Source organism: Brevibacillus humidisoli, from assembly GCF_020923435.1.
Taxonomy (GTDB): domain Bacteria; phylum Bacillota; class Bacilli; order Brevibacillales; family Brevibacillaceae; genus Brevibacillus_E; species Brevibacillus_E humidisoli.
This window is the reverse complement of record NZ_CP087263.1, coordinates 2,034,446-2,057,842: the sequence shown is the minus strand read 5'-3', so window position 1 is coordinate 2,057,842 and position 23,397 is coordinate 2,034,446. Positions and strand designations below refer to the sequence as shown.

At 51.2% G+C, this 23,397-nt stretch carries 25 protein-coding genes and 1 other annotated feature; of the genes, 15 read left to right on the top strand and 10 right to left on the bottom strand.

Going from position 1 to position 23,397, the window contains the following annotated elements; translation table 11 throughout:
- Nucleotides 1-45 precede the first annotated feature (45 nt).
- Entirely contained in the window at nucleotides 46-1,179 is a 1,134-nt protein-coding gene (locus LOK74_RS10185) for an HAD family hydrolase (protein ID WP_230046524.1), read from the top strand.
- 62 nt (nucleotides 1,180-1,241) lie between these two features.
- Here LOK74_RS10185 and LOK74_RS10180 read toward each other — a convergent pair whose 3' ends face one another.
- The 7 genes from LOK74_RS10180 to LOK74_RS10150 all read right to left on the bottom strand — a co-directional run bounded on the left by LOK74_RS10180 (nucleotide 1,242) and on the right by LOK74_RS10150 (nucleotide 8,138).
- Nucleotides 1,242-1,517, bottom strand: coding sequence for a hypothetical protein (locus LOK74_RS10180; protein WP_230046523.1), 276 nt, complete (start codon nucleotides 1,515-1,517; stop codon nucleotides 1,242-1,244).
- 44 nt (nucleotides 1,518-1,561) lie between these two features.
- Nucleotides 1,562-2,839, bottom strand: coding sequence for an ArsB/NhaD family transporter (locus tag LOK74_RS10175; protein WP_230046522.1), 1,278 nt, complete (start codon nucleotides 2,837-2,839; stop codon nucleotides 1,562-1,564).
- Nucleotides 2,840-2,951: 112 nt separating this feature from the next.
- Complete coding sequence (gene serA / locus LOK74_RS10170) at nucleotides 2,952-4,535, bottom strand: phosphoglycerate dehydrogenase (protein ID WP_230046521.1); 1,584 nt, start codon at nucleotides 4,533-4,535, stop codon at nucleotides 2,952-2,954.
- Nucleotides 4,528-5,682, bottom strand: a complete 1,155-nt coding sequence (locus LOK74_RS10165) for a pyridoxal-phosphate-dependent aminotransferase family protein (RefSeq protein ID WP_230046520.1) — start codon at nucleotides 5,680-5,682, stop codon at nucleotides 4,528-4,530. The genes serA and LOK74_RS10165 overlap by 8 nt, the downstream gene beginning before the upstream one ends.
- 64 nt (nucleotides 5,683-5,746) lie before the next feature.
- Nucleotides 5,747-5,992 (bottom strand) — a binding site (T-box leader).
- Between the two features lie 253 nt (nucleotides 5,993-6,245).
- Nucleotides 6,246-6,743 (bottom strand): inorganic diphosphatase, encoded by a 498-nt coding sequence (locus tag LOK74_RS10160; protein WP_230046519.1) that lies wholly within the window; start codon nucleotides 6,741-6,743, stop codon nucleotides 6,246-6,248.
- A 160-nt stretch (nucleotides 6,744-6,903) separates the two neighbouring features.
- Nucleotides 6,904-7,113 carry a ferredoxin gene (locus LOK74_RS10155; RefSeq protein WP_230046518.1) on the bottom strand — a complete coding sequence of 70 codons (210 nt, stop codon included), beginning with the start codon at nucleotides 7,111-7,113 and terminating at the stop codon, nucleotides 6,904-6,906.
- Between the two features lie 101 nt (nucleotides 7,114-7,214).
- Complete coding sequence (locus LOK74_RS10150; RefSeq protein WP_230046517.1) at nucleotides 7,215-8,138, bottom strand: hypothetical protein; 924 nt, start codon at nucleotides 8,136-8,138, stop codon at nucleotides 7,215-7,217.
- Between the two features lie 84 nt (nucleotides 8,139-8,222).
- Here LOK74_RS10150 and LOK74_RS10145 point away from each other — a divergent pair, with 84 nt between their 5' ends.
- From LOK74_RS10145 to LOK74_RS10120, 6 genes are all read left to right on the top strand, one after another.
- Complete coding sequence (locus LOK74_RS10145; protein WP_230046516.1) at nucleotides 8,223-9,332, top strand: YpbB family protein; 1,110 nt, start codon at nucleotides 8,223-8,225, stop codon at nucleotides 9,330-9,332.
- A 1-nt stretch (nucleotide 9,333) separates the two neighbouring features.
- Complete coding sequence (locus LOK74_RS10140; RefSeq protein ID WP_230046515.1) at nucleotides 9,334-10,917, top strand: RecQ family ATP-dependent DNA helicase; 1,584 nt, start codon at nucleotides 9,334-9,336, stop codon at nucleotides 10,915-10,917.
- Entirely contained in the window at nucleotides 10,914-11,486 is a 573-nt protein-coding gene (locus LOK74_RS10135) for a CPBP family intramembrane glutamic endopeptidase (protein WP_230046514.1), read from the top strand. Before LOK74_RS10140 ends, LOK74_RS10135 begins: the two co-directional genes overlap by 4 nt.
- 380 nt (nucleotides 11,487-11,866) lie before the next feature.
- Entirely contained in the window at nucleotides 11,867-12,235 is a 369-nt protein-coding gene (locus LOK74_RS10130) for a LysM peptidoglycan-binding domain-containing protein (RefSeq protein WP_230046513.1), read from the top strand.
- Nucleotides 12,236-12,294: 59 nt separating this feature from the next.
- Nucleotides 12,295-13,218, top strand: coding sequence for an NAD(P)/FAD-dependent oxidoreductase (locus LOK74_RS10125; protein WP_230046512.1), 924 nt, complete (start codon nucleotides 12,295-12,297; stop codon nucleotides 13,216-13,218).
- Nucleotides 13,219-13,323: 105 nt separating this feature from the next.
- A complete protein-coding gene (locus LOK74_RS10120) occupies nucleotides 13,324-13,791 on the top strand; it encodes a hypothetical protein (protein ID WP_230046511.1) in 468 nt (155 codons plus the stop codon).
- Here the strand turns inward: LOK74_RS10120 and LOK74_RS10115 are convergent.
- The gene (locus LOK74_RS10115) at nucleotides 13,788-14,678 is read right to left on the bottom strand and encodes a polysaccharide deacetylase family protein (protein ID WP_230046510.1); all 891 of its coding nucleotides are present in this window, start codon (nucleotides 14,676-14,678) and stop codon (nucleotides 13,788-13,790) included. The genes LOK74_RS10120 and LOK74_RS10115 overlap by 4 nt on opposite strands.
- Before the next feature lie 368 nt (nucleotides 14,679-15,046).
- On the opposite strand from LOK74_RS10115, the gene LOK74_RS10110 reads away from it, so the two are divergent.
- Nucleotides 15,047-15,643, top strand: coding sequence for a genetic competence negative regulator (locus tag LOK74_RS10110; RefSeq protein WP_230046509.1), 597 nt, complete (start codon nucleotides 15,047-15,049; stop codon nucleotides 15,641-15,643).
- A gap of 170 nt (nucleotides 15,644-15,813) precedes the next feature.
- Here the strand turns inward: LOK74_RS10110 and LOK74_RS10105 are convergent, their stop codons facing one another.
- Nucleotides 15,814-16,560 (bottom strand): PIG-L deacetylase family protein, encoded by a 747-nt coding sequence (locus LOK74_RS10105; RefSeq protein WP_230046508.1) that lies wholly within the window; start codon nucleotides 16,558-16,560, stop codon nucleotides 15,814-15,816.
- A gap of 339 nt (nucleotides 16,561-16,899) precedes the next feature.
- Between LOK74_RS10105 and LOK74_RS10100 the strand changes: the two genes are divergently transcribed.
- Complete coding sequence (locus LOK74_RS10100; RefSeq protein ID WP_230046507.1) at nucleotides 16,900-18,192, top strand: Glu/Leu/Phe/Val family dehydrogenase; 1,293 nt, start codon at nucleotides 16,900-16,902, stop codon at nucleotides 18,190-18,192.
- A 61-nt stretch (nucleotides 18,193-18,253) separates the two neighbouring features.
- Here LOK74_RS10100 and LOK74_RS10095 read toward each other — a convergent pair whose 3' ends face one another.
- Nucleotides 18,254-19,222 carry an asparaginase gene (locus LOK74_RS10095; protein WP_230046506.1) on the bottom strand — a complete coding sequence of 323 codons (969 nt, stop codon included), beginning with the start codon at nucleotides 19,220-19,222 and terminating at the stop codon, nucleotides 18,254-18,256.
- A gap of 87 nt (nucleotides 19,223-19,309) precedes the next feature.
- Between LOK74_RS10095 and prsW the strand changes: the two genes are divergently transcribed.
- From prsW to LOK74_RS10065, 6 genes are all read left to right on the top strand, one after another.
- Nucleotides 19,310-19,984 (top strand): glutamic-type intramembrane protease PrsW, encoded by a 675-nt coding sequence (gene prsW, locus LOK74_RS10090; RefSeq protein ID WP_230046505.1) that lies wholly within the window; start codon nucleotides 19,310-19,312, stop codon nucleotides 19,982-19,984.
- Nucleotides 19,985-20,006: 22 nt separating this feature from the next.
- Nucleotides 20,007-20,168, top strand: coding sequence for a hypothetical protein (locus LOK74_RS10085; RefSeq protein WP_230046504.1), 162 nt, complete (start codon nucleotides 20,007-20,009; stop codon nucleotides 20,166-20,168).
- Between the two features lie 113 nt (nucleotides 20,169-20,281).
- Nucleotides 20,282-20,818 (top strand): cell wall hydrolase, encoded by a 537-nt coding sequence (locus tag LOK74_RS24365; RefSeq protein ID WP_420908756.1) that lies wholly within the window; start codon nucleotides 20,282-20,284, stop codon nucleotides 20,816-20,818.
- A gap of 21 nt (nucleotides 20,819-20,839) precedes the next feature.
- A complete protein-coding gene (gene ypeB / locus LOK74_RS10075; RefSeq protein ID WP_230046503.1) occupies nucleotides 20,840-22,219 on the top strand; it encodes a germination protein YpeB in 1,380 nt (459 codons plus the stop codon).
- A gap of 98 nt (nucleotides 22,220-22,317) precedes the next feature.
- Nucleotides 22,318-23,028: a flagellar brake protein gene (locus tag LOK74_RS10070; protein ID WP_230046502.1), complete on the top strand. Its 711-nt coding sequence runs from the start codon at nucleotides 22,318-22,320 to the stop codon at nucleotides 23,026-23,028.
- A complete protein-coding gene (locus LOK74_RS10065) occupies nucleotides 23,025-23,207 on the top strand; it encodes a hypothetical protein (RefSeq protein ID WP_230046501.1) in 183 nt (60 codons plus the stop codon). The genes LOK74_RS10070 and LOK74_RS10065 overlap by 4 nt, the downstream gene beginning before the upstream one ends.
- Nucleotides 23,208-23,397: the final 190 nt, after the last annotated feature.

Sequence of the window (23,397 nt, the reverse complement as noted above, 5' to 3'; positions counted from 1 at the left end):
AGCGTTGAAATACAGTGGCGATGAGAGAAGAGAGGAGTGGACGAGATGATCAAGACTATTTTATTTGACGTTGACGGTGTAATGCTGAGTGAGGAACGTTATTTTGACGCGTCGGCGCTGACCGTTTGGGAATTGTTGCACAATCCACTTTATGTGGGGTTGGCAGGGGACCAGTTTACCCCTTCTCCCGATGAACAGACGATCCGCAGAGTGCGAGAGACCGTTTTTGCTACTGATGACGTACTCAACTTTATCAAGTCCAGGGGGATCAACTCCAACTGGGACATGGTGTTTCTGGCCTTTTCCTATCAACTGATTCGCATCTGCGAACAGCTCCAAGGCGAAAGACCGGAACTTGTGAACGAGTTGCTCTGCGGACAGGTAGATCAACAGAGATTGAGACAGCTTGGAGAAGCAGTCGGTTCAGCCGTCAGTACACCGCTGGACTACGCCGGATTTACCGCAGACTTTGCCAAAGGCAAAGCACAAAAAGCTGAGTTGTTAACCTACCTCAACCATATTGCCAAAGAACGCTGCGGTGTAGAGACGCAGAGTTTTTCGCGCAACAGTGAACTGTGGAAGTTGTGTCAGGAGACTTTCCAAGAGTGGTATCTGGGAGACGAACGGGTCGCCGCATCGATTGGCAGGGAGACGGCACAGCCGGGGAAAAAAGGCTTTCTGAAAGACGAGATACCGATTGTGGAACCGGCCAAACTGCGAGAGATCTTGCTGAAGTTAAAAGAAAAAGGACTGACCTTGGGGATCGGCACAGGACGTCCGACGATCGAGACACATGTACCGTTGGCGGAATTAAACCTGCTCGATCTCTTTGAATCGGATCGCATCGTGACAGCGAGCGATGTACTGGAGGCAGAGAGGGCATTTCCTGAACACGCTCCACTGGCCAAACCCCATCCGTATTGCTACGTAAAGGGACTGCTAGGTTTGCATACAGAGATTCAGCAGGCACTGTTTCACCCACTGCCGATCTCCAATGGCAATGAAGTACTGATCGTCGGCGATTCACTAGCTGATCTGCTGGCCGCCCGAGCCATTGGCTGCCGTTTTGCTGCTACCTTGACCGGTCTCTCCGGCCAAGCGGCACGCAGCAAGTTTGAGGAGGAACAAGCGGATTACATTTTAGATGACGTCAGTCAGATTCTCGATCTTTTTACGTAAAAACAAAACCGGCGCTGGATTAAATCAGCGCCGGTTTTGTTTTTCAGGTACGATCGCAAGCCTTACTCCCAAGAAAGCGATTGGATACAGCGAAAACGGAAGGCATGCAGCAAGAAGACCAGATAGAATTTATTGCGGACGATGACTTCGTAGTGACCGTCCTGATGCGAGTAAAACATCGCGTCGGTGTAGTCTTTGTTTTCCTCGAAGTAGGATCGCAGTTCCTTGACCCGCTCCCGCATCTCATCCGTCTTCACGATAACGTTGAATGTTACATCCTCGTCATTTTTCGATTCACTTACTTCGATTTGCGCATCATCGTACGTATAGCTGACCACATTGAAACCTCCTTCTTGTGGTGTGCACCGATCTTACTGCAGGATCAGAAGTACCGCAGGTAGACGTATCCATGGGCAATCAGAATGGACAAGATCATCAGCGGAAATGCGATTTTCATAAACCCAAGGAAACTGATGTGATGCCCTTCCTTGGCTGCCATACCTGCTACGATTACGTTGGCGCTGGCGCCTATAATCGTGCCGTTTCCACCGAGGCAGGCACCAAGTGCAAGGCTCCACCAGAGGGGTTCGAGATTGTGGATCCCCAGACTGCCCATCTCCTGGATCATTGGGATCATCGTCGCCACAAACGGGATGTTGTCTACGAAGGCAGAGGCGATTGCGCTCAACCAGAGGATCAGGATCGATGTCAGCATCGAATCCCCGCCGGTCCATTCAATTGCCGCCTCTGCCATCCGGGCAATCACCCCGGTTTCCACCAGTCCGGAGACGAGGGCAAACAGGCCGACGAAAAAGAAAATCGTATTCCACTCTACTTTACCCAATGCATCCTCCAGATAGTGCTCTCCCGTTAGCAGCAACAGCAAGAAGGCACCGGTCAGAGCGATGGTGGCCGATTCAAGATGGAACACGCCATGCAGCATGAATCCGAGAATCGTCAGAGCGAGTACGGTTAACGATTTTTTCAGCAGGGTGACATCGGTGATCTCGTCCCGTTCGTTGAGATCCATCAGTTTTGCCTGCAACTCTGGGGATGATTTCATATCTTTTCGGTAGATCAGCGCCAGCAAGGCAATGGTAACCGCGAGGATCAATACGGCAATGGGGCCGAGGTTAACCATAAAGGCCATAAAATCAAGCTCCGGAACGGCACTGCCAATCATGATGTTTGGCGGGTCACCGATCAGTGTAGCGGTACCGCCGACGTTGGAGGCGATGATTTCGCTGATCAGAAAGGGGAGCGGGTTCACCCTCAACTGTCGAGCGATACTAAATGTAACCGGTACCATCAACAAAACTGTTGTGACGTTGTCAAGAAAGGCAGAGGCAACGGCTGTGATCAGGCAGAGATAAATCAATACCTGCAAGGGATTGCCCTTCGCCAGTTTGGCCGCTTTGATCGCCATGTATTTGAACACTCCGGTCTGGGCGGTGATCGCGACCAGCACCATCATCCCGACAAGCAGTCCGAGAGTGTTAAAATCGACGTGGTGCAGCGCTTCCTCCTGGGTGACAACGCCAAACAGGACCATGAGCAGCCCACCAGCCATGGCAACAATGGTGCGGTGAATTTTTTCACTGATGATAAAAGCGTACGTTAGCAGAAAAAGTCCAATGGCTAAGATTGCTTGGTTTGTCATAGCGAACTCCTCTCAATGATATGGTGTCTTGTACCATTATATCGTATTGTCGACGAAAGAAAAGTGCTCAGTCCACCGACCGGGCACTTTCCGGGTTATTTTATTTGAAGCATCACAGTTCGATCTGGGTAACACTGGTGATCTCACCAAGTTCTCCTAGCGTATCCAATAATTCTGCAGAGAGCGCCTTGTCAACGGTGAGAACCATGATCGCATCTCCGCCTACATCACGTCGGCCAACCTGCATCGTAGCGATGTTAACCTCGTTGGAGCCGAGAATACTCCCGACCCGTCCAATTACCCCTGGTCGGTCATTGTGGTGGATATAGAGCAGTTGTCCTTCAGGGGCCAGGTCGATCGTGTAGTTGTCAATTTTTACGATTCGTGGGCCATAACCGTTCAGGCGGGTTCCGGCCACGATTCGCGTTTCCAGATTGGTGGTAATCGCCACTGTCAGCAAGTTGGTAAACCCGCGGCTTTGCGATGATTTCTGTTCGGTTACATTGATTTCGCGCACTTTGGCCAGATGAGGGGCGTTGACGAAGTTTACCTCGTCACCCAGGCGGAATGCGAGGATTCCTTTTAATATTGTTCGAGTAAGCGGAGAAGTATCCACATCTGCCAGTTCCCCACTGTACGTAATCGTAATTTCCTGCAGAGAACCTACCGTCACTTGAGCGAGAAAGCTGCCCAGTTTTTCGCCGAGATCGAAGTATGGCTGAACCTGTTCCATGACGTGTGCAGGTATAGACGGGAGGTTGACCGCATTTTTAAAGGGCTGTTCCCGAAGTACCTTCAGCAGTTCTTCGGAGACATCGATGGCTACGTTTTCCTGTGCTTCAACCGTAGATGCCCCTAGGTGGGGTGTCGTTACCACTTGCGGCAAACCGATCAGCGGGTTGTCCACGGGCGGTTCTTCTTCATACACATCAAGGGCCGCACCGGCGACTTTGCCGCTGAGAATCGCTTCATAGAGCGCCTTCTCGTCGATGATCCCGCCGCGAGCGCAGTTGACAATGCGGAGGCCGGTTTTAGCCTTGGCAAACTCAGCCGAGCTGATCAGATGGTGTGTCTCTTTGATGAGCGGGGTGTGTACGGTGATGAAGTCGGCTTCACGAAGAATGTCGTCGATGGAGCCGTTGATCACTCCCAGCTTTTGGGCCCTTTCATCCGTCAAGAAGGGGTCGTACCCAATCACTTTCATGTTAAATGCCTTGGCTCGCTTGGCAACCTCCGAACCGATCCGCCCCATCCCGATGACACCGAGCGTTTTTCCGTTCAGCTCGACACCCTGGAAGCTCTTGCGGTCCCACGTTCCGTCCACCAGCTTCTTGTGGGCTTGCGGGATGTTGCGAGCAACCGCCATCAGCATGGCAAAGGAGTGTTCTGCTGTAGAGATCGTATTTCCATCCGGTGCATTGATCACGACAATACCTGCTTGGGTTGCGGCTGCCAGGTCGATATTGTCCACTCCAACCCCGGCTCGTCCGACCGCCTTGAGCCGCTTGCCGGCGGCAAGCACTTCGGCGGTCACCTGGGTTTGGCTCCGCACCAGCAGTGCGTCGTACTCGCCGATTACTGCCAGCAGATCGCTGGGGGAGAGGTTCGTCTGTCTTACCACTTCTACGTCAGGTGCATCCAGCAGTTTCTGAATCCCTTGTTCGCTTAACGGATCGCTAATCAATACTTTATACATGGTTGATCATTACCTCCTGAGCAGCTTTTACGCCTGCACCGAGTGGCACGTCGTATCCAATCTGACGAAGAGCCATCTCAATGGCTGCAACAACCGTGATTACATCCAAAGGCTCGCAATACCCCATGTGTCCGATTCGGAAGATTTTCCCCTTCAAATGCTGCTGTCCGCCGGCCACGACCAGGTTGTGTTGGGTGCGAAGCACCTTGCGCAGTTCCTCCGCATCAAATCTGCCCTGCGGATCGATCGAGGTGACGGTAGGGGAGGCGTAAGCATCTTCAGTCATCAATGGAAGCCCCAGTGCACGCATGGCTGCACGGGTCATGTCCCGCATCCGCTCATGTCGCTCGATAACGTTGGACAAGCCTTCTTCTTCAATCATCGAGCAAGCTTCGGCAAGCCCGTACACGAGTGAGACGGCTGGCGTGTACGGCGTGGTTTTGTCAGCCAGACTTTTGCGGTAAGCCTTCAGATCCAGATAAAAGGCGAGCGGCTTCATGTTTTCGATAACCTGCCAGGCTCTCTCACTGGCTGCCAGGAAAGCGAGTCCGGTTGGGAGCATCAGGGCTTTCTGGGAGCCGGTGACGAGGATGTCAATACCCCATTCGTCCATCTCACAAGGGACGGCTCCCAGGCAGCTGACAGCGTCAACGATAAACAACGCTTCTGTTTTATTGCGGATCACCTGCGTCAGTTCACGTATCGGATTGAGGACGCCGGTAGACGTTTCGCAGTATGTGGCAAATACTGCCTTGACCCCCGGGTGTTTGTCCAGGAACGTGTCAAGTGCCTCCGGAGTAACCGCATCACCCCAAGCGACCTCCAGGCGATGAACAATGATGCCATACCGTTCGCAGATTTTGGCGAACCTGTCTCCGAAAGCACCGCTGACTAGTACGGCAGCTTCTTCGCCGGGTTGCACGGTATTGACTACACCCATTTCCAAGGCGCTGGTGCCGCTTCCGGTCAGGATGTAGACATCTTGCTCTGTGCCGAACAAGGGCTTCAGTCGTTTCGCCGTATCTGCCAACAGGGCGGAGAATTGACCGCTGCGATGTCCGACCATCGGACGGTTCATCGCCTGTTGAATACGAGGCGGGATGGGGGTTGGACCCGGAATTCGCAAAATTTGTTTGTCTGGAAACATTCTCTCTACCTCCTATCGGATGTGAAAAAAATAAAAAGCCTCCCGTACGCCCACTACCACTGTAGTGAGGGACGAGAGGCATTGCTTTCGTGGTGCCACCCTCATTTGCTTCCCTCTTCACAGAAGGAAACCTTGTCAGGTCAAAGACCTGCGAGATAACGGATCAACCGAGCAAACCTACTGGGAACACTGTTCCGTTCAGTCTGGCAACTCCGAAGGGCTCATCTGTTTCGGGAACCACCGGTTTGCAGCGACCACCGGCTCTCTGAGGGTTTCCCTTGAAACAGCTTATCTTCATCATCGTCGTTCGTTATGTGTAATAAAGGAAACTTGCTACTTACTTTATCATGCGTTTTTTGTGCCGTCAAGAGAGAATGATGGAAAAACAGGAACGTTATCAAGAAATATAATTTTATCGTTCGGGAATCATGCATTTCTTCTCTGTTTTCTTATTTCTACTTTCGGTTTTTGCCAAGTGGTCCAAGCTTACAAGAATGGAGGATAGTCGCCAGCTAATAAACGGACACGGGCAACCCCGTGTCTTTTTGCTTTCGTATGTAACGTTACTTGTTCTCCTGATAGCGGGCCAGGCATTCGTCAATTAACTTGGCCGCTTGTTCTGGACCTTGCCATCCTTCGATTTTGGTTTCTTTGTTCTCCAGGTCTTTGTACCGCTCGAAGAAATGGGAAATCTCTTTCAATACGTGCGGGGAGACATCATCGATCGACTGCACACCGTCGAAACGGGGATCGTCTACCGGTACGCCGAGCAGTTTCTCATCTTGTCCTTTGTCATCGGACATGACCAGTACACCAATCACACGGCTTTTAATCACGCAGCCGGGGAACGTCGGGAACGTGGTTAGTACGAGAATGTCCAACGGGTCGCCGTCCAAGGCCAAGGTTTGATCAAGATAACCGTATTCCGTGGGATAGTGCATAGGGGAGAAGAGCACTCGATCCAGACGGAAAACACCGGCTTCCTTGTCGTACTCGTACTTGTTTTGGCTCCCGGTAGGGATCTCAATAAACGCATCAACTACTTTGTTGGAAAACGACATGGAATCCTCCTCCTTCATTTTGCGGTCGACTGTTAAAACCTTCCCCATTATAACAAGAACAAGAAAGGTTGAAAAGCTGTGATCTGGTGCAAACATCAAGGGGTACAATGAAAAAGACCGCTCAATCGTTGATCGCGATGAGTGGCCTTTCTCGTTATCGTTATTCCTCTACTTTAATCGAATCAGTTGGACAGCCATCAGCGGCGTCACGGACGTCATCGAAGAGGATATCCGGGATTTCCGCTGTATTGGTGTTGTCATCAATCTTGTTGTAGGCAATGCCTTCATCGTCGTAATCAAATACGTCAGGAGCCGTTGCGCCGCAAGCTCCACAGGCAATACAGGTTTCTTTATCTACCCATGTTGTCATCGTGGTTTCACCTCCCATACCAGATGGTACGTCCACTGCTCATCTTCATTTTATTCATTGCGAACCAAGATTTCAAGAATGAATCCCATCTAAAAATGAACTTATTCTGTGAAAATCGGCATCTCTGGTGTTCTTACATCTGAGTAAAGGCGATCCCGCAGCGAGCGGTAGTCACCCTTGCGTACCGCATTTGTCGCGTTTAGAACACGAATGGCATAGGGGATGTCATCCCAACCGAGAGATACTGCCTGATTGGTGAGTATGACAGAATCGAGGCGAGCCGTCAAGTCCTCTGGGTTATAGCTGGTAATCGCAGGCTGTTTGGTCAGATACTCGGCAGCCAAATAATTGCGGAAGTGGAAAGAGTACGACTTCCATTGATTGAGATCGATAGCAGTGGGTACGGTATCCGGGATTTCCTTGTTGGTGATGTACGCTGACTCCCATAAGGCTATTGCTTTGTACAGATCAGCTTGTCCTCGCAGCCACAGTGAATAAAATGGAGCCAGATGACGTCCGGCTGCTATCTCCTCGGCGCTAAAAGCATGCAGATTATTTTTGTCCAATACTTGTTCAATACCATCATTATATGCCTTCAAGCTGTTGATATACTCCGTTTTGGCTTTTACCAGCAGAGGAGAGGTGCTGGGAACCAGCCCGTTTTCTGCTTCCTTACGGTGCTTTTCAACCACTTTTTTCATCTCTTCGCTTATCTCAAGCTGTTCGGCGCGAGGCTTGTCCTGCAGGTTGGCCAGATAGCGGAAATGGGAATTGCGAAACTCTTCCAACGGAAGATAGACACCATAATAAAAGCTGACAAAATCTTGTTCGCGATACAGCTTCTGTTCTTTTAGCATCAATTCACGAAAAGCCTTTTCTCGTTCTGCTTTCGTCGCTGTTTCCAGTTCTGTGCTCATTCTCGCTTTCATCACATTTGCGCCCAAAAAAAATCCTCCGACAAAACAGGCAAATGTTATGATGATCATGTAGGTAAGTAAGTAATCTGATTTTTTCAATCTTGCCATGATTCGCCTCCGTCTCGGAACTCGTTCGGTTTTGCAGATGCTGCGATCATTTCTGTACATGTACATGCAGGAAAGGAGTCAAGGATGAAACAACTGTCTGAACGTGAGTTTGATGTTCTGGCTACGGTGGTGCTGGGCGGTCTTCTACCGCTGATGGGGGAACGTACACCCCAGTCGCTTTACTATATACTGGTTGGCCGAAAAGCAAACCAAACCATTCAGGATGTTCATCATTATCGACTTCATCCCTATTATCGGCTGATTCCAAGTTTTTTGAAAGAGAACTGGCAAGATTTTGTTACATATTTTTTAAGAATGGGTTGGATGTCGTTAAAAAAGACAGGCAGTCGAAGTCGCCAGTTCACGTTTGAGATTACTTCAGACGGACGCGAACAGTGGCTTTCAGGCAGGCAGCGCTACCAGCTTGAGCGCTGGTTGAAGCCGCTGAATGGCATCGCTTACGCCGAGAGGGTGGATACATTTTGGATGCGGCTGCACTTGCTGATCCAGACGATCTCTCACTTGCGCTATCGACAGCCTTCGTTTTACCCGGTAGTGCAGCGCCGGCAGATTCAAGCGTGGGTGAAACGTCAATTGCATCATCCCCAGACGAGAGAACACTTGTCGTCCAGCCAGCTATACCATGAACTGCTCGCCGTGCTTGCCTCCTACGACGTAACTCTGCAGCGTCTCTTTGCAGACCAGTTGTCGGGTGTGACACAGGTGGGCTATACACAGGAGCAGATCGCCTATCATATGGACGAACCGCTGCTGTTGGTTCAGATCAAGATGAAGTACCTTTTGACCAGGATCTACCGGGAAGTGCTGGAGAATGAGGAAGGGCGATATCCCCTGCTGTCCAGGCTCGCTACGATCGAATCGGGACGAGACCCGCGGCTCTCTGCAAGTGCAGCGGAGACCTTTCGGCTGCTGCAAAAAGGGGTAAATATGGAGGGGATTGTTAGGCGGCGCGGCCTCAAGCAGGGAACGGTGGAGGATCATCTGGTTGAGATCGCCTTGCACTGTCCGGAGTGGGATGTGACGCCGTACCTCTCCCAAGAGCAAAAACAATTGATCCTAATGACGAGCAGACAGGCAGGCACCAAAAGACTACGCGTGATCAAGGAATTGCTGGGTGAAAGCTGTTCCTACCTGCAGATTCGACTGGCGTTGGCACAGGAGGGGGGAGAGTAGTATGGGGAAGGATGCCGACTTGCTGATCGAAACTCTTGCCCGTCACTATGGCCACTCTTCATTTCGACCGGGTCAGCGGGAATTGATCGAAATCATTCTAAAAAGGGAAAACGCATTGGGATTATTGGCGACCGGTGGTGGCAAATCGTTAACCTATCAACTGCCTTCCCTGATTCTGCCCCAGCTGACGCTGGTGGTCACCCCGTTAATCTCTTTAATGATCGATCAGGTGCAAAAACTGCGCCAACGGGGAAGACGAGACGCGACCTACATCAACAGCACATTGCGGCCCGAGGAAATCAGGCAGCAGTTGCAGGAGATCAGGGCGGGACGTTACAAGCTGCTATACATCTCACCAGAGAAACTGCAGCACACTGCGGTGATCAGAATTCTAAAGGAACGAGGTGTCTCTTTGGTGGCGATCGACGAAGCGCATTGTATCTCGCAGTGGGGTCATGACTTTCGTACGGATTACCTCCGGCTTCCTGAGGTGGTGGAAGCGCTTGGCTCGCCGCCTGTCCTGGCAGTGACGGCGACTGCCACAACCGAGGTTTCGGATGAGATCTGTCGGCTGTTTCAGATTTCTCCCAACCATCTGGTTAAACAGGAATTAAACCGTACCAATATTGCTTATGATGTGCTTGATGTACAGTCGGAGCGGGAGAAACAGGAACATCTGTTATCGCTGATTTCCGGACTGCACGGGTCTGGAATCGTATACTGCAGCACCCGTCAGGCGGTGGAACAAGTGGTGGCGTGTTGCCGGGAAGCGGGGTTCACCAGCGTGCACGGGTATCATGGCGGGATGGAGGCGATGGAGAGGGCACTGATTCAAGAACAGTTCCTCCGCAACAAGCTTCGTGTGATCATCGCGACCAATGCATTTGGGCTGGGCATCGACAAACCGGACATTCGCTTTGTCCTTCACTATCATTTTCCGGCTAGTCTGGAAGCGTATGTGCAGGAGGTAGGGCGGATCGGGAGGGATGGCCAACCGGGGTATGCCGGACTGCTTTATTTGCCGGAGGACGTCATGATCCATCAACGACTGATTGCTGGTGAGACCTTATCTGGCGATGATGTTGAGAGATTTGTCCAACTGGTTGCTGCAGCGGGAGAAAGAGGTGGCAGAATCTCTTTCGAGGAACTCCACGGGATTCTGGGCGTTGGTGAGAATCAGATGCGGGCGCTGTTCTTTTACGCTGAGCGGGTCGGAGTGGTGGAGCAGGTTGTACAGATCAGAGAGAGCTTCCAGTTTCATTCCTGTCCCGTCAGCCTTCCGGACGCGGTTCGCCAGATTACTGGACACCTCTCAAACATCCAACAATCCAAACAGGAAAAATTAGGTGCGATTGTTTCCTGGCTGCAGCAGGAAAGCTGTTTGCGGCAGCAGATCAGCGGCTACTTTGGCGAGGATGGTGCAGCTGATTACGACATCAGCTGCTGCTCTTCTTGTGGGCTGGATCGTTCGTTTTTCTGCCTTCCAACCCAAGCGGACGTACGGGAACCGGTGGAGGAGTGGCGCTTGGAGCAGGCATTGGCAGAGCTGCTAGGAGAAAAAATGGCGATAGGTGGTCAAAAGTGAGACAGGAGTGGGAAATGTTTGATGAGCGCACCCTTCGCAAGCATCTCTACTTTACCCAGGTGGTAGTGGCGTTGATCGCCATGGCGGGTTCCATTTTTCTTTATGAATGGCCCGAATTTGTAGCCATCCTGCAAATGCCCGGCTGGCAGTCATTTTTGATGGCGATCGTCGTTGCAGCACTTGTGGCGGCGATCGGATTTTTGATGGATCGCTGGCTCCCTCATCACTGGACGGATGATGGGGAAATCAACAAGCGAATCTTTCAAGGACTTCCGCTGCTTCCCACCGCTGCGCTTTGCCTGTCTATCGGTGCGGCGGAAGAGTGGCTTTTTCGCGGTGTTGTACAGCCGCTGATCGGGAATGTTTGGACAAGTCTTGTGTTTACCGTGATTCACTTTCGCTATTTTGGCAAACCAGTTCTGCTGATCAGCGTCTTTGTGACCAGCTATGTGCTCGGTATGCTATTTGACCAGACAGGCAGTCTGATTCCGCCGATAACAGCACACGCGTTGATCAACTTCTTTTCTGCAATCTTGATGCAAAAAGAATACCGCCGGAAAAATAGATAAGGGTACAATGGGAGAAAGATTTGCCAATACCTGCATCGAAAGGCCGAATGGAAAGGAGGAAGGGCCTCTTGCCGGACATAAAAAGGGAGACTCGCACCCACCAGCAAACCGGACAGGCCTTGACCACAAGCGGTTTGCCGCCTCGCAGAACGCGGCATGCCCGAAAACCGGAAGGTCGGTCGCGTAAATCATGGATCGTCCTTTGGGCCTCATGCTTTGCTTTACTGTTGATCATAGCCGTCATCTTCGGGATAACACGATCAATCCCTACAGATACGGCAAATATCGAGACAAGTCCTGCCACGAACCAGCAGAAGAGTGAATCAAGTACATTAGACTCGACGTCATTTGAAAACCAGAAACCTGAGGAGAGTAAATCATTGGGTCCATCCGATGATCGCTCCTCGACCCGAGAAAAATCTGTACAGACGGGGACCGACTCACAACAGCTGTCAGCCGCAGGGAGTCACCCGACAGAACAAGTGGAAAATCAAGAAAATTTTCCATCTGCGGCAGCGAATCCGCAGGTGGAGGGCAGCTCAGTCAACCAACTACCGACCAAGTCGACCCCCGCACCCAACGTCGTGAAGCATACGGTGCAGAAGGGGGATACCTTGTTTAAACTGTCCCGCCATTATTACGGGAACAATCAAGGCTGGAAGCGAATTGCCCGATACAATGGTCTGGATCCTGATGATTCCCTGCCGATTGGCAAGGTTTTGTCCATCCCATCACCCACCCGTTCATGATTGGGCAAGCCGCGGGGTACGCTATGGAGACGGACAACCGGTCCGTTGGAGGGACGATCATGTTCTACGATACGATCATAATTGGTGGGGGAATCGGCGGGTTGCAAGCGGCTATCCAACTTGGACGCAGTCTCCGCCGTGTCGTTGTGATCGACAGACAGACGGGCCGATCGGTTGCAGCCAAAAACTATCGCAACATTCTTGGCTTTCCTGACGGTATAAGCGGTCCCGGTCTGCGTGATTTGGGCATTGAGCAGGCGCAAAGGGTAGGAGTGGAACTAGCGTATGGAGAGGTGGCCTCTCTCGTCCGGGAAGCAGAGGATAGATTTCTGGCAACGCTTCAGGACGGACGCCAGTACCAGGCGCATACCGTTTTGATCGCAACCGGCATGACGGATGCTGTACCAGATATCCCCGGATTGGTTGACTGCCTGGGAGAGAGCATCTACATCTGCCCGGATTGCGATGGTTATGAAGTAAAACATCAGAACACACTGGTTATCGGTACAGGAGACGAATTGATCCACATGTCAGAACGGCTTCGTTATTTTACGCAGCGACAAACGTTGGTTCTCTGGGGAGAACCTGCGCCAGATGATGCGCTGCGCGACAAGCTGGAACGCTCCGGTTTTCCTTGGCATGCAGAGAGCATCCGGCAGATCGAACAGGTGGGCGGACAACTTCAGGCTGTGGTTCTTGCCTCGGGAAAGCGGATTATAGCCCATAAAGCATTTGTTGCTTTTAGTGGGAGCCAGGTGAACAATGAGCTGATAAAACCTCTGCAAGCATCGATGTTGCCCAACGGACATGTCCTGGTCGACGCTCGTACCAAAGAAACGAGTTGTCGTAATGTCTGGGCGGTTGGTGATGTAGCGGCTCACTCCCAGATGGTTGCCATCGCTATGGGAGATGGGACGCAAGCAGCGGTCTGGATTCACAAACGCCTGCTGGAACAGAAGCGAGAAGCAGTATCTCTCGCGTAAAAAACATCCCGCTCCTACGTCTCTCCAATGGCTGCCAGCCGTATATATGTATCAGGCAGAGAATCGTCTGTCAAAAATGGCTGCGTGTAATGGAGGGAGCGTGTCATGGCAATCTTTTGGCGCGACTTGCTTCTAGGGCTGCTCGCATGGGCAAGCGGCAAAGTCGCCGTCCAGGTTGCTACGTCCTGGCCTGAACCCGTGGAGGAAATCGGGTCCTCCTGGCCACAGCTTCAGATGGATCAGTTGTCAGATTGGGTCACGTTGGCTATCTTTCGGCCTGCTACGCTCGTTTTGGTGGGCCTCTGTCTATCGCTCAGCTTGTGGCTGGCCTTCCACATTGCGGGAATCCATGCCAGACATTTGCTGCGGAGACGTGCGATACCCGATCGGCACTACCTGCTGCACGTGATTTTACTGCTGTATGCTCTTGTGCTGCTTGTCATTCTATCGTCAAAAGTTCCGTTGGGGGTTGGTCTGGGCTTGCTTATATGGGGAGCGACAGCGTCCAGCAAATGGTTGAGACAACGGACGCTGCGCCGCAAGATCCTGCGAGAATACCGTAGAGGGCATTAGGATGGCTTATCGTCTGTCGGGATGACAAAACGGTACCCTGCTTTCGTCAGCCCGCTCAGTACGTTGTCCAGTTCTTGTGCCGTCCAGGTTCGATCGTGGAACAGGATGTTTCCACCACGGTGGACGTTGGACAGTACTTGCTGGGTGATTTGACCAGGATGTTTGTAGACAGCTGCATCCCAGTCCAATGAGCCGACCGACCAATTCATCGACTGCATGCCTTGTTGGGCACAGACCGTTTTGGAAACATCGGTATAGGCTCCAAACGGCGGACGAAAGTATTTCGGTTTTTCACCGATAATCTGTTCAATCACCGCACTGGTACTGAGGATTTCCTCCTGTTGACGTTCCGGGGGCAATTTCCGCAAGTTTTCGTGCCACCAAGTGTGATTACCGATCAAATGGCCGCGCTTATGGATCTCTTTTAGCAGTGCTGCCTTCTCCTCTTTTATGGTAAAGCTTCCGTCTTCTTTCTTGGTGGCCAACTGCAATCCGTTGACAAACCAGATAGATTTGGCCTGATGGCGATCCAAAACGTCTAGTAAGTCCATGGTGGCCTCTCCTGTTGGACCGTCGTCAAACGTTAGCAGGACGATCTTATCTTCTGGCAGGTCTTGATTAACAATTGTATAATTGGTTGGATTAATGATATAATTCCCCGATGGTGTTTCGTCGACGGGACTGGGCTTTATATCAGCGGGTGGTCCGTAGAAGCGTGCAGGCTCCGCATCTGGTTCAGATTGTCGGCCACCTTCTTGATCTTGCGAAACCGGGGAGCTCGAATCCGCCGACTTTTGATCCGTGGACGGCGGTTGACTGACCGCCGGGGGAGTAGAGCAGGCGGTGAGCAGCAGGATGGAGCAGGCTGTCATGACTAGTTTGTGCAAGGATGTCACCTCCAGATGTTACTTATAGTATCGGTGATACGGTAAACGGGGTGAATCCTTATTTTCTCCTGCTGCTTTGGCCCTATGTGGTCAAAAACTTTCCTGGGAAAGCGCACAATCTGACACCATCCTGCTGGAAGTTGCATACTTCTGTCGAGATGTGCGGAAAAGCCTATTCCGGTACGCGATAGACTATATTCTTGTCCCAAATATGTGGTATGATAATACATAGAAACCGCCTGCTTCTTTTCGCCTATTTTCCTGCAAATCGGTTGATTTGCAAGGGTGGCGGATGGAGCGGTGCGGAGCACCATTACAGGCTGTGCATCATACCCTGTAATACGACTGGATGGCGAGGAGGGACAGTCATGCGTGTAGAGCGCCTTGGCCAAGACAAGATACGGATCTTTCTTACATTTGACGATCTATCGGAACGAGGCATAGAGAAAGAAGATATGTGGCGTGATATTCCAAAAGTTCATGAGCTGTTCAACGATATGATGGAACAGGCCTATCAGGAGTTGGGCTTTGAAGTATCGGGACCAGTCGCCGTTGAGGTATTCGCCTTGCCAGCACAGGGAATGGTCGTGATCGTAACCAGAGGCAAGACCGGCTCAACCAGCGACAAGGAAGATGAGTACGACGATGACGTATATGAAATGGAAGTGACGCTTGAAGAAAGCGATTTAATCATATATGCCTTCCGCGATTTTGAACATATGGTGGAAGCTGCTCATCGGATCAATGCGATGCTGACCAGTGGCGGCACCTGCTATTTCTACCAGGGCAAGTATTTCCTCGTTCTGGAAGAGGTTGATCTGGATCAAGAGCGTTATCAACGCTTGATTGCCATCCTGTCCGAATACGGTGAGGCAACTCCTACGACCGTTTACGTGTTGGAGGAGTGCGGCAAGGTTGTCATTCAGGATGACGCTGTAAAAGAGATCTGTAGGCATTTTTTGTAAACAGAAAAGCACCCGGTGCGAGCGGGACGGAACTGACCCCAGCTGACCGGGTGTTTTTGTTCTGTTGTGGACAACGCTGTTTGCTAACCTGCCCTCAATGAGAGGCTCCAGCTATTCCGTGCTCGTCAACATAAAATGACAGGTCATGCGGCAAGGAATGGCAAGACGACTCATGGCGAGGCAATCCCAGCAAAGAAGTCGTTCTCTTTCCCGGTTACCGTGTATTCGGGCAGATTGTGCCACGCTAGGATATAATGATTGACATGACGCACCTGATGGAAATCTCCTTGCGTAATTCCTGGAAAGACACTTTCGACAGACTGATGCTGTGTACGGTGGGCAAGCAGGGCACGGGCCGCGATTGGTATGTACTCCGGTGCCGAGATTTCGGTCGTGATCGTTTCGTAAGGGTCCGTATAAAGGGTGCGGCCTGCAGGCATCGGCGAGGTGGACGGAATGGTACAGTAGTAAAGTTTTTTCACAGGCGAGTTTTCGGGCAAATGCTTAACTGCTGCTGTAGTGGCTTGTGAAATAGCGTGATGATCAGGATGCCCGGAGATCCCATGTGGCGCGAAGGTAACCACAATCTGGGGCTGATACGCTTTGACGGCCTGTTGAATCTTTTCGACCAGCTCCTCCTGCGGTACGTTGGTCAAGTGTTTGTCTTCGTAGTCAAGTACATCCACGGAATGGATTCCTAGGATCTCAGCGGCTTGTCGTACTTCCCGTTCCCGCACCTGAGGCAGTTCACCTGGGCTGCATAGAGGGGGATCGCCAGCGCTTCCGGCCTGACCGCGGGTCGCACAGAGTAGGGCAACAGCCGCCCCAGAATTGCTGTATTTGGCAATGGTCACCCCAGAGGTGAAGGATTCATCGTCAGGGTGGGCAAATACGAACAATAGCTGTTTTTTCATCATTTGGCTCCTCCCGTTAAGGATCAGATTCTGCTTCGATTATCGCACGAACCGCCGTTAAACGCGAGTGCCAGGGAGCCACAATTTCCCTTTCGCAGTGCTATTCGTGGAGCGGATGATCCGCTTATGAAAGCTCTCCATTTCGGAAAACCTGAAACTATCTATCTTTCTGGTTACTCGTATTGTAACCTTTCCCCATAGGGGAATACGTATGGTTTCCCCAACACACTCCAGACAAATGGTGTCAGGCAAAGAAAAAGGGAATTTATATCTTCTCATCCCTCATACAAGCGTGTATACTAAACGGTGGATTACCGACAACAATTCTGAGGTGAGTAAAGAATGGCAAATCACGAAGTGGTAACCGGAAACGCCCAAGAGCTTGACAACCCGAAGGAGAGCTTAAACTTGCTCACTTCGACACAGTGGGTGATCAAGGAAGCTCTTGAGAAGCTAGGTTACCAGGACGCGATGTATGAGCTGCTAAAGGAACCTTTACGCGTCCTTACAGTTCGCATCCCGGTTCGGATGGACAACGGTGAGGTAAAAGTATTTACCGGTTACCGCGCTCAACACAATGATGCAGTGGGGCCGACCAAGGGTGGTATCCGCTTCCATCCAGAAGTGACAGAAGACGAAGTGAAAGCGCTTTCGATTTGGATGAGCTTAAAAGCTGGGATTGTCGATCTCCCATATGGAGGCGGGAAAGGAGGCATCGTCTGTGACCCGCGTGAGATGTCGTTCCGTGAACTGGAACGTCTGAGCCGTGGTTACGTGAGAGCGATTAGCCAACTGGTTGGGCCAACGAAAGATATCCCTGCACCTGATGTGTTCACCAATTCGCAGATTATGGCCTGGATGATGGATGAATACAGCCGGATTCGCGAATTCGATTCACCCGGCTTTATTACTGGAAAACCAATCTCTCTCGGTGGTTCTCACGGCCGTGAAACCGCTACGGCCAAAGGTGTGACGATCTGCATCAGAGAGGCATTAAAACGACGCGGGATTCAACTGGAAGGGGCACGCGTAGTCGTACAGGGGTTCGGTAATGCTGGCAGTTATTTATCCAAGTTTATGCACGATGCCGGGGCGAAAGTAGTCGGGATTTCTGATGCGTATGGAGCTCTGCATGATCCAGACGGACTGGACATCGACTATTTGCTGGACCGCCGGGATTCATTTGGTACGGTTACCAAGCTGTTTACCAACACCATCACCAATAAAGAATTGTTAGAATTAGATTGTGACATCCTGGTGCCGGCCGCGATTGAAAATCAAATCACCGCTGAGAATGCACACAATATCAAAGCCTCCATCGTGGTAGAGGCGGCTAATGGACCGACTACGCTGGAAGCGACCAAGATCCTGACTGAACGAGGCATTCTGCTTGTTCCTGACGTTTTGGCCAGTTCGGGCGGAGTCACCGTATCGTACTTTGAGTGGGTACAGAACAACCAGGGATACTACTGGTCGGAAGAGGAAGTAGAGCGCAAACTGGAAGAGGTTATGGTTAAGGCGTTTGACAATGTATACCAAACCGCCCAAACGAGGCGGGTGGACATGCGATTGGCTGCTTACATGGTCGGTGTCCGTAAAATGGCGGAAGCGTCTCGCTTTCGTGGTTGGGTATAAGGATAGATACAAAACAAAACCTCTCTTGAACAGTGCCTGTTCAGAGAGGTTTTTGTTGTCGTCACCGCTCAAAATACAGCTCCAGTTGGCTGCGGTTGTTTGACTCCTGCAGGGCGACCATCAGCTTGATCCGCGCTTTTTGACCGTTGAGCCCGTTGGAGAAGATCATTCCCATTTCCCGCAGTTGGCGTCCACCACCTTCGTAGTCGTAGACATCTTGAACCTGGCCATTAAAACAGCGCGAGACGACAACGATCGGTACACCCTTTTGCAGCACCTGCTGAAGAGTGGGCAGGATGGCGGGAGGCAGATTGCCTAAGCCGAGTGCTTCTATGACGACTCCATCGACAGGCTGATCCAATAAAAACGACAGCCAGCGCGGGTCCATCCCGGCTACCGCTTTGATTACGGGCACAGTAGCATCCAACTCTTCTATCGGGTAATACTCCCGCACCAGTGGAGCGTGATGATACAAGACGCTCCGCTTTGTGACCGTACCGATCGGTCCATACTGGGGAGACTGAAAAGTGGCCACATTACTGGTGTGGGTCTTGGTAACGTGTCGGGCAGCGTGTATCTCATCGTTAAACACAACCAGTACCCCTTTGTTCCAACTTGCTGGATCAATCGCTGTTCGAACCGAAGAGATGAGATTGACAGGCCCGTCCGCACCTAGTTCGTTGCTGCTGCGCATCGCCCCGGTCACGACAACAGGTACAGTCAACGGCAGCGTTAAATCAAGGAAGTAGGCTGTTTCTTCCAGTGTGTCGGTACCATGTGTCACAACGATCCCATCGTATTGCGCTACCTGCATTTCCTGAATGATTCGCCTGCGCAGCTCGTTCATAAAACGAGGCGTAATATGCGGGCTGGGCAGGTTGGCGTAGTTCAACATCGTCACCTTGGCATAACGGGTAAGATGCGGCAAAAAACTGCTTACAGCTTGATCGTCCAACGGTTTAATGCGTTCCAACGAGTCAGCTGACATGGCAATCGTTCCACCTGTATTGATCACAAGAACATGTTTCATGATAAAGCCCTCTCCTACAGCGGGTTTTCAATCGGTATCTTTCATGGTACGATGATTTTTAGCTTATGTAAAGGAGCAGAGCGCTCTATGATTGCTCTCATCGGCGCTGCACTGGCGCCCGGTGTTGCCTTGCTCAGCTATTTTTACCTTCGAGACAACCTGCAGCCGGAGCCGATATCGATGGTGGTGCGCAGTTTTTTGTTCGGGGTTCTGCTTGTCTTTCCGATCATGATGCTGCAGTATGTGATTCAAGTAGAGTGGAACTTAACCAACATTTGGTTTCAAGCGATTGTGGCATCCGCTTTCATCGAAGAGTTTTTTAAATGGCTGATTGTGTACTACACCGCATACAAACACATTGCATTTGACGAACCGTATGACGGAATCGTCTACGCAGTTGCTGTGTCACTTGGCTTTGCAACGTTGGAGAACTTTTTTTACCTGATCACAAACGGACTGGAGATGGCTTTCTGGAGGGCGTTGCTCCCCGTTTCCGGCCATGCTCTCTTTGGTATCTTCATGGGCTACTCTTTGGGGCTTGGGAAGTTTACCAGGCAGCGCAGCGTTCAGCTCAAACGTTTGCTTACTGCCCTACTGCTGCCCGCTGGGATGCACGCTGCCTACAATCTGATTTTGCTTAGTGGCCAGTACTGGATCTGGTTGATTACGCCGTTTATGCTGTTTCTATGGTGGAGAGGCCTGAAAAAGGTAGAACTGGCCCACGATTTCGGTTCTAAAACCCGGAATACTCGTCCAGACTAATCAACTGAGGAGGAGACGTTTCGTGGCAAAACAGGATCGAACAAAAGTAATCATTCGCTGCAAGTTATGTGGTGAACGCTACACGCTGAGAGGGCGCCGCGGTACTCAAGGGTTGGTAGAGACAGGTTTTAAACAATGTTTGTGCGACAATGATCAGGACTTTGAAGTGGAAGAACAACCATAGGGCAAAAAGGGAAGATCTGGCACATGCCAGGTCTTTCTTTTTTTGCATAAACGCCGATTGCGGCACGAACACTATTCCCATAGTCACGATCCATCAACAAGGAGGAATGGTGGGTGAGCAAAGTGCGATGTACACGGTGGGTGTTAGCTGCACTTGGACTGGCAGGCGTGATCAGCTTCGCATACATACCCGTCTCTTCGTTGGTATACAGCGAACAGAGAAACGAGACGGTGGAGACGATCGAGTGGAGTGCCCCGGCCCAAAAGCAGCAATCGACCTTTCATCCGTCCAAGATATCCGGAAACGACCTCAAACTGATGGCGAACGCCGTATACGGGGAGGCACGGGGAGAACCGTATATAGGTCAGGTGGCGATTGCTGCAGTTATTCTTAACCGGGTAAAGAGCTCGTCTTTTCCCGACACACCATCGGGGGTGATTTTTGAACCGCGTGCCTTTACGGCCGTGGCTGACGGGCAGATCTGGTTAACCCCCAACGACCAGGCGAAAAAAGCGGTGCAGGATGCCCTCTCCGGATGGGATCCGTCAGATGGCTGTACGTATTACTTCAATCCTGCAACGGCGACATCCAAATGGATCTGGAGCAGACCCCAAGTGAAAAAAATCGGCAAACATATTTTCTGCCGTTAACTGGAAAGGAGGACATAATCAATGGTTTATGGAGTTGTGAGTCGCGTACTTTTTCCGGTAGCGGTCGTGGCACTGGTTGGCGCTGGTGTCTGGGGATATCAAGAGCACAATGAGAAAAACTCGATCTTGATCAAAGCAGAAAACCAGTACCAGCGGGCGTTTCACGATCTATCCTACTCAATCAACAAATTAAACGATGAATTGGGCAAATCCTTGGTCATCAATTCACAGCGTCAGGCAACACCCTGCTTGACCAACGTTTGGAGACTGGCTTATCAGGCGCAGTCCGACGTCGGGCAACTACCCCTCACGCTCATGCCTTTCAATAATACGGAAGAGTTTTTGGCCAAGGTCGCCGACTTCTCATATGGAGTAGCCGTTCGCGACTTGAATAAGCAGCCTTTGTCTGACCAAGAGTACAATACACTGAAAAGCCTTTACAACCATTCGAAAGAGATCCAGCAACAGTTGCAGCACGTACAGACGAAAGTGATTGACAAGCAGTTGCGTTGGATGGACGTAGAAACAACGCTGGCTTCCGACGACAAAAAGTCGGATAACACGATCATAGACGGTTTCCGTACCATCGACAGACAGGTGCAAGAGTTTGATGAAGTGGACTGGGGAGTCAGCATTCAGAACCTGGAAAAGAAAAAGACAGAGCGCATGAAGGGTCTCAGTGGACGCCGCATCAGCAAGCAGGAAGCAGAACAGATAGCCCGCCGTTTCCTGAGTGGGAAGCAGCGGATCGCAACCATTCAAGGGGCCAAAGTGGAAGTTGATGAGAACGGCAAAGGCGAAACGTATAATGCTTATAGTGTTCGCTTTACGCCGAAGGACGGCAAGGATACCATCCATCTCGATGTCACCAAGCGTGGCGGCAAAGTTGTCTGGTTGTTGAATGAACGTGATGTCGAGAAGCCCAAGCTCACGCTTGCACAAGCGGAAACGAGCGCACAAAAGTTTCTGCAGGCGCACGGGTACGGCCGTATGGTTGCAGCGGAAACAGATGCTTATCAAGGGTTGGGCGTGTTTACCTTTGTCCCCCAACAGAATGGAGTACGCATCTATCCTGACGCAGTAACTGTCAAAGTAGCCTTGGATGACGGGAATGTGGTTGGTTTCCACGCTGCCGAATACCTGTACAATCACAAACAAAGGGCACTGCCGAAACCAAAATTGACGGCACAGCAAGCACGCCAAAGGATCAACCCGCGACTGCAGGTCAACCAGCCGCAGCTTGCCCTGATCGAAGGGAAACGAGATGGCAAAGAGGTACTCTGCTACGAGTTTCAGACCAAGTTCGAAGACAACGTGTACATGATCTACATCAATGCGCTGACCGGTGAGGAAGAAGAGATCGTCAAGATGGCAGTGGAAAATCTGCAGGAGAGTGTATAATGGGATGGGGAAAGCTGCAAAAACGGCTTTCCCCATTTGCCGTCTTCCAAAACATAGGTGTATAATATCGATTAAGAGAAGGGAAAGGGGAAGGTGTCTTGATTGTACTGCCGCGCTTGGGTCAAGTGATCTGGCTTCGTCCGCATGCTGATAATGTGCAAAAGAGCAGCCAAACTTTCAAATCACGGATTGCCGATGTGGATGGGGCAACCGCCGCGATGGAAATTCCGACAGATGAGCAGACTGGTCGTCCCGGTTTTTTTTCACAAGGAACCAAGTGGCTTGTCTGGTATTTCGGAACGGATGGATCGCGGTATGAGTTTCAGACAGAGGTAGTCGGAAGACGGAATGAAAACATTCCACTTGTGTTGATCCACATCCCTGACAAAAACCAATTCACGCGAACACAGCGGAGAAACTTTGTACGTGTGGATGTAAACGTGGAGATTGCCGTTAAGCTGGAAGACAAGTCGCGCAACTATCACTTCCTGACCCATACAGTCGACCTCAGCGGTGGAGGATTGGCGATCACCTGTCCTGATACGTACCACTTGATCGTCGGCGATCGGCTAAAGCTGTGGATGGCTCTACCTATGCGCTCAGGGGTCATTGAGCACGTAGCAGCTGTCGGTGAATGCACTCGGATTCAGGAACAAGAATCACGCAGCAGCCGTCATTTCTGGATATCAATCAAGTTTGTGGAGATTAGCGAGAGCGACCGCGCCAAAATCATTCGGATCTGTTTTGAGCGGCAGTTGGAAAAACATAAAATCCTTCCCGAAACCGATCAGAAGGAGATCAGCGGATGAAAGGTGACTACGAGCGTCGATTCTGTCTGCTGTCCGCCCGTGTAGAAAAAGTTCTCTTCACGTTGATTGTATGCTTGGCGGTCCTGCTTGTGGCCGGACAGGCAGCTTATCAAGTCGCTCCGATCCGTCATATGCTGGTTGAGACGGAACGATGGGAGGGCGTATCAGCTCCTCGCTAGTGTTTGCCTGTGCGGTCAATTTGTGATACGATTAGTCACAGCAATGCAAGCGGATAAGCAGGCTTGTCCTGCTTTTGTTTCATCCTGAGGGAGATCTGATTCGGTTCTAACCTGCATTGCTAGCGGCAGAAGCTTGGCGTACGCCAAGTTTTCCCTATTCCCGGCACTTCGAACAGCAGTAGGTGATTAC

Coding starts and splice junctions, on each gene's coding strand:
- LOK74_RS10185 (WP_230046524.1), top strand. CDS start 46: ATGATCAAGACTATTTTATTTGACGTTGACGGTGTAATGCTGAGTGAG.
- LOK74_RS10175 (WP_230046522.1), bottom strand. CDS start 2,839: ATGACAAACCAAGCAATCTTAGCCATTGGACTTTTTCTGCTAACGTAC.
- serA (WP_230046521.1), bottom strand. CDS start 4,535: ATGTATAAAGTATTGATTAGCGATCCGTTAAGCGAACAAGGGATTCAG.
- LOK74_RS10165 (WP_230046520.1), bottom strand. CDS start 5,682: ATGTTTCCAGACAAACAAATTTTGCGAATTCCGGGTCCAACCCCCATC.
- LOK74_RS10160 (WP_230046519.1), bottom strand. CDS start 6,743: ATGTCGTTTTCCAACAAAGTAGTTGATGCGTTTATTGAGATCCCTACC.
- LOK74_RS10155 (WP_230046518.1), bottom strand. CDS start 7,113: ATGACAACATGGGTAGATAAAGAAACCTGTATTGCCTGTGGAGCTTGC.
- LOK74_RS10150 (WP_230046517.1), bottom strand. CDS start 8,138: ATGGCAAGATTGAAAAAATCAGATTACTTACTTACCTACATGATCATC.
- LOK74_RS10145 (WP_230046516.1), top strand. CDS start 8,223: ATGAAACAACTGTCTGAACGTGAGTTTGATGTTCTGGCTACGGTGGTG.
- LOK74_RS10140 (WP_230046515.1), top strand. CDS start 9,334: ATGGGGAAGGATGCCGACTTGCTGATCGAAACTCTTGCCCGTCACTAT.
- LOK74_RS10125 (WP_230046512.1), top strand. CDS start 12,295: ATGTTCTACGATACGATCATAATTGGTGGGGGAATCGGCGGGTTGCAA.
- LOK74_RS10120 (WP_230046511.1), top strand. CDS start 13,324: ATGGCAATCTTTTGGCGCGACTTGCTTCTAGGGCTGCTCGCATGGGCA.
- LOK74_RS10110 (WP_230046509.1), top strand. CDS start 15,047: ATGCGTGTAGAGCGCCTTGGCCAAGACAAGATACGGATCTTTCTTACA.
- LOK74_RS10105 (WP_230046508.1), bottom strand. CDS start 16,560: ATGATGAAAAAACAGCTATTGTTCGTATTTGCCCACCCTGACGATGAA.
- LOK74_RS10100 (WP_230046507.1), top strand. CDS start 16,900: ATGGCAAATCACGAAGTGGTAACCGGAAACGCCCAAGAGCTTGACAAC.
- LOK74_RS10095 (WP_230046506.1), bottom strand. CDS start 19,222: ATGAAACATGTTCTTGTGATCAATACAGGTGGAACGATTGCCATGTCA.
- prsW (WP_230046505.1), top strand. CDS start 19,310: ATGATTGCTCTCATCGGCGCTGCACTGGCGCCCGGTGTTGCCTTGCTC.
- ypeB (WP_230046503.1), top strand. CDS start 20,840: ATGGTTTATGGAGTTGTGAGTCGCGTACTTTTTCCGGTAGCGGTCGTG.
- LOK74_RS10065 (WP_230046501.1), top strand. CDS start 23,025: ATGAAAGGTGACTACGAGCGTCGATTCTGTCTGCTGTCCGCCCGTGTA.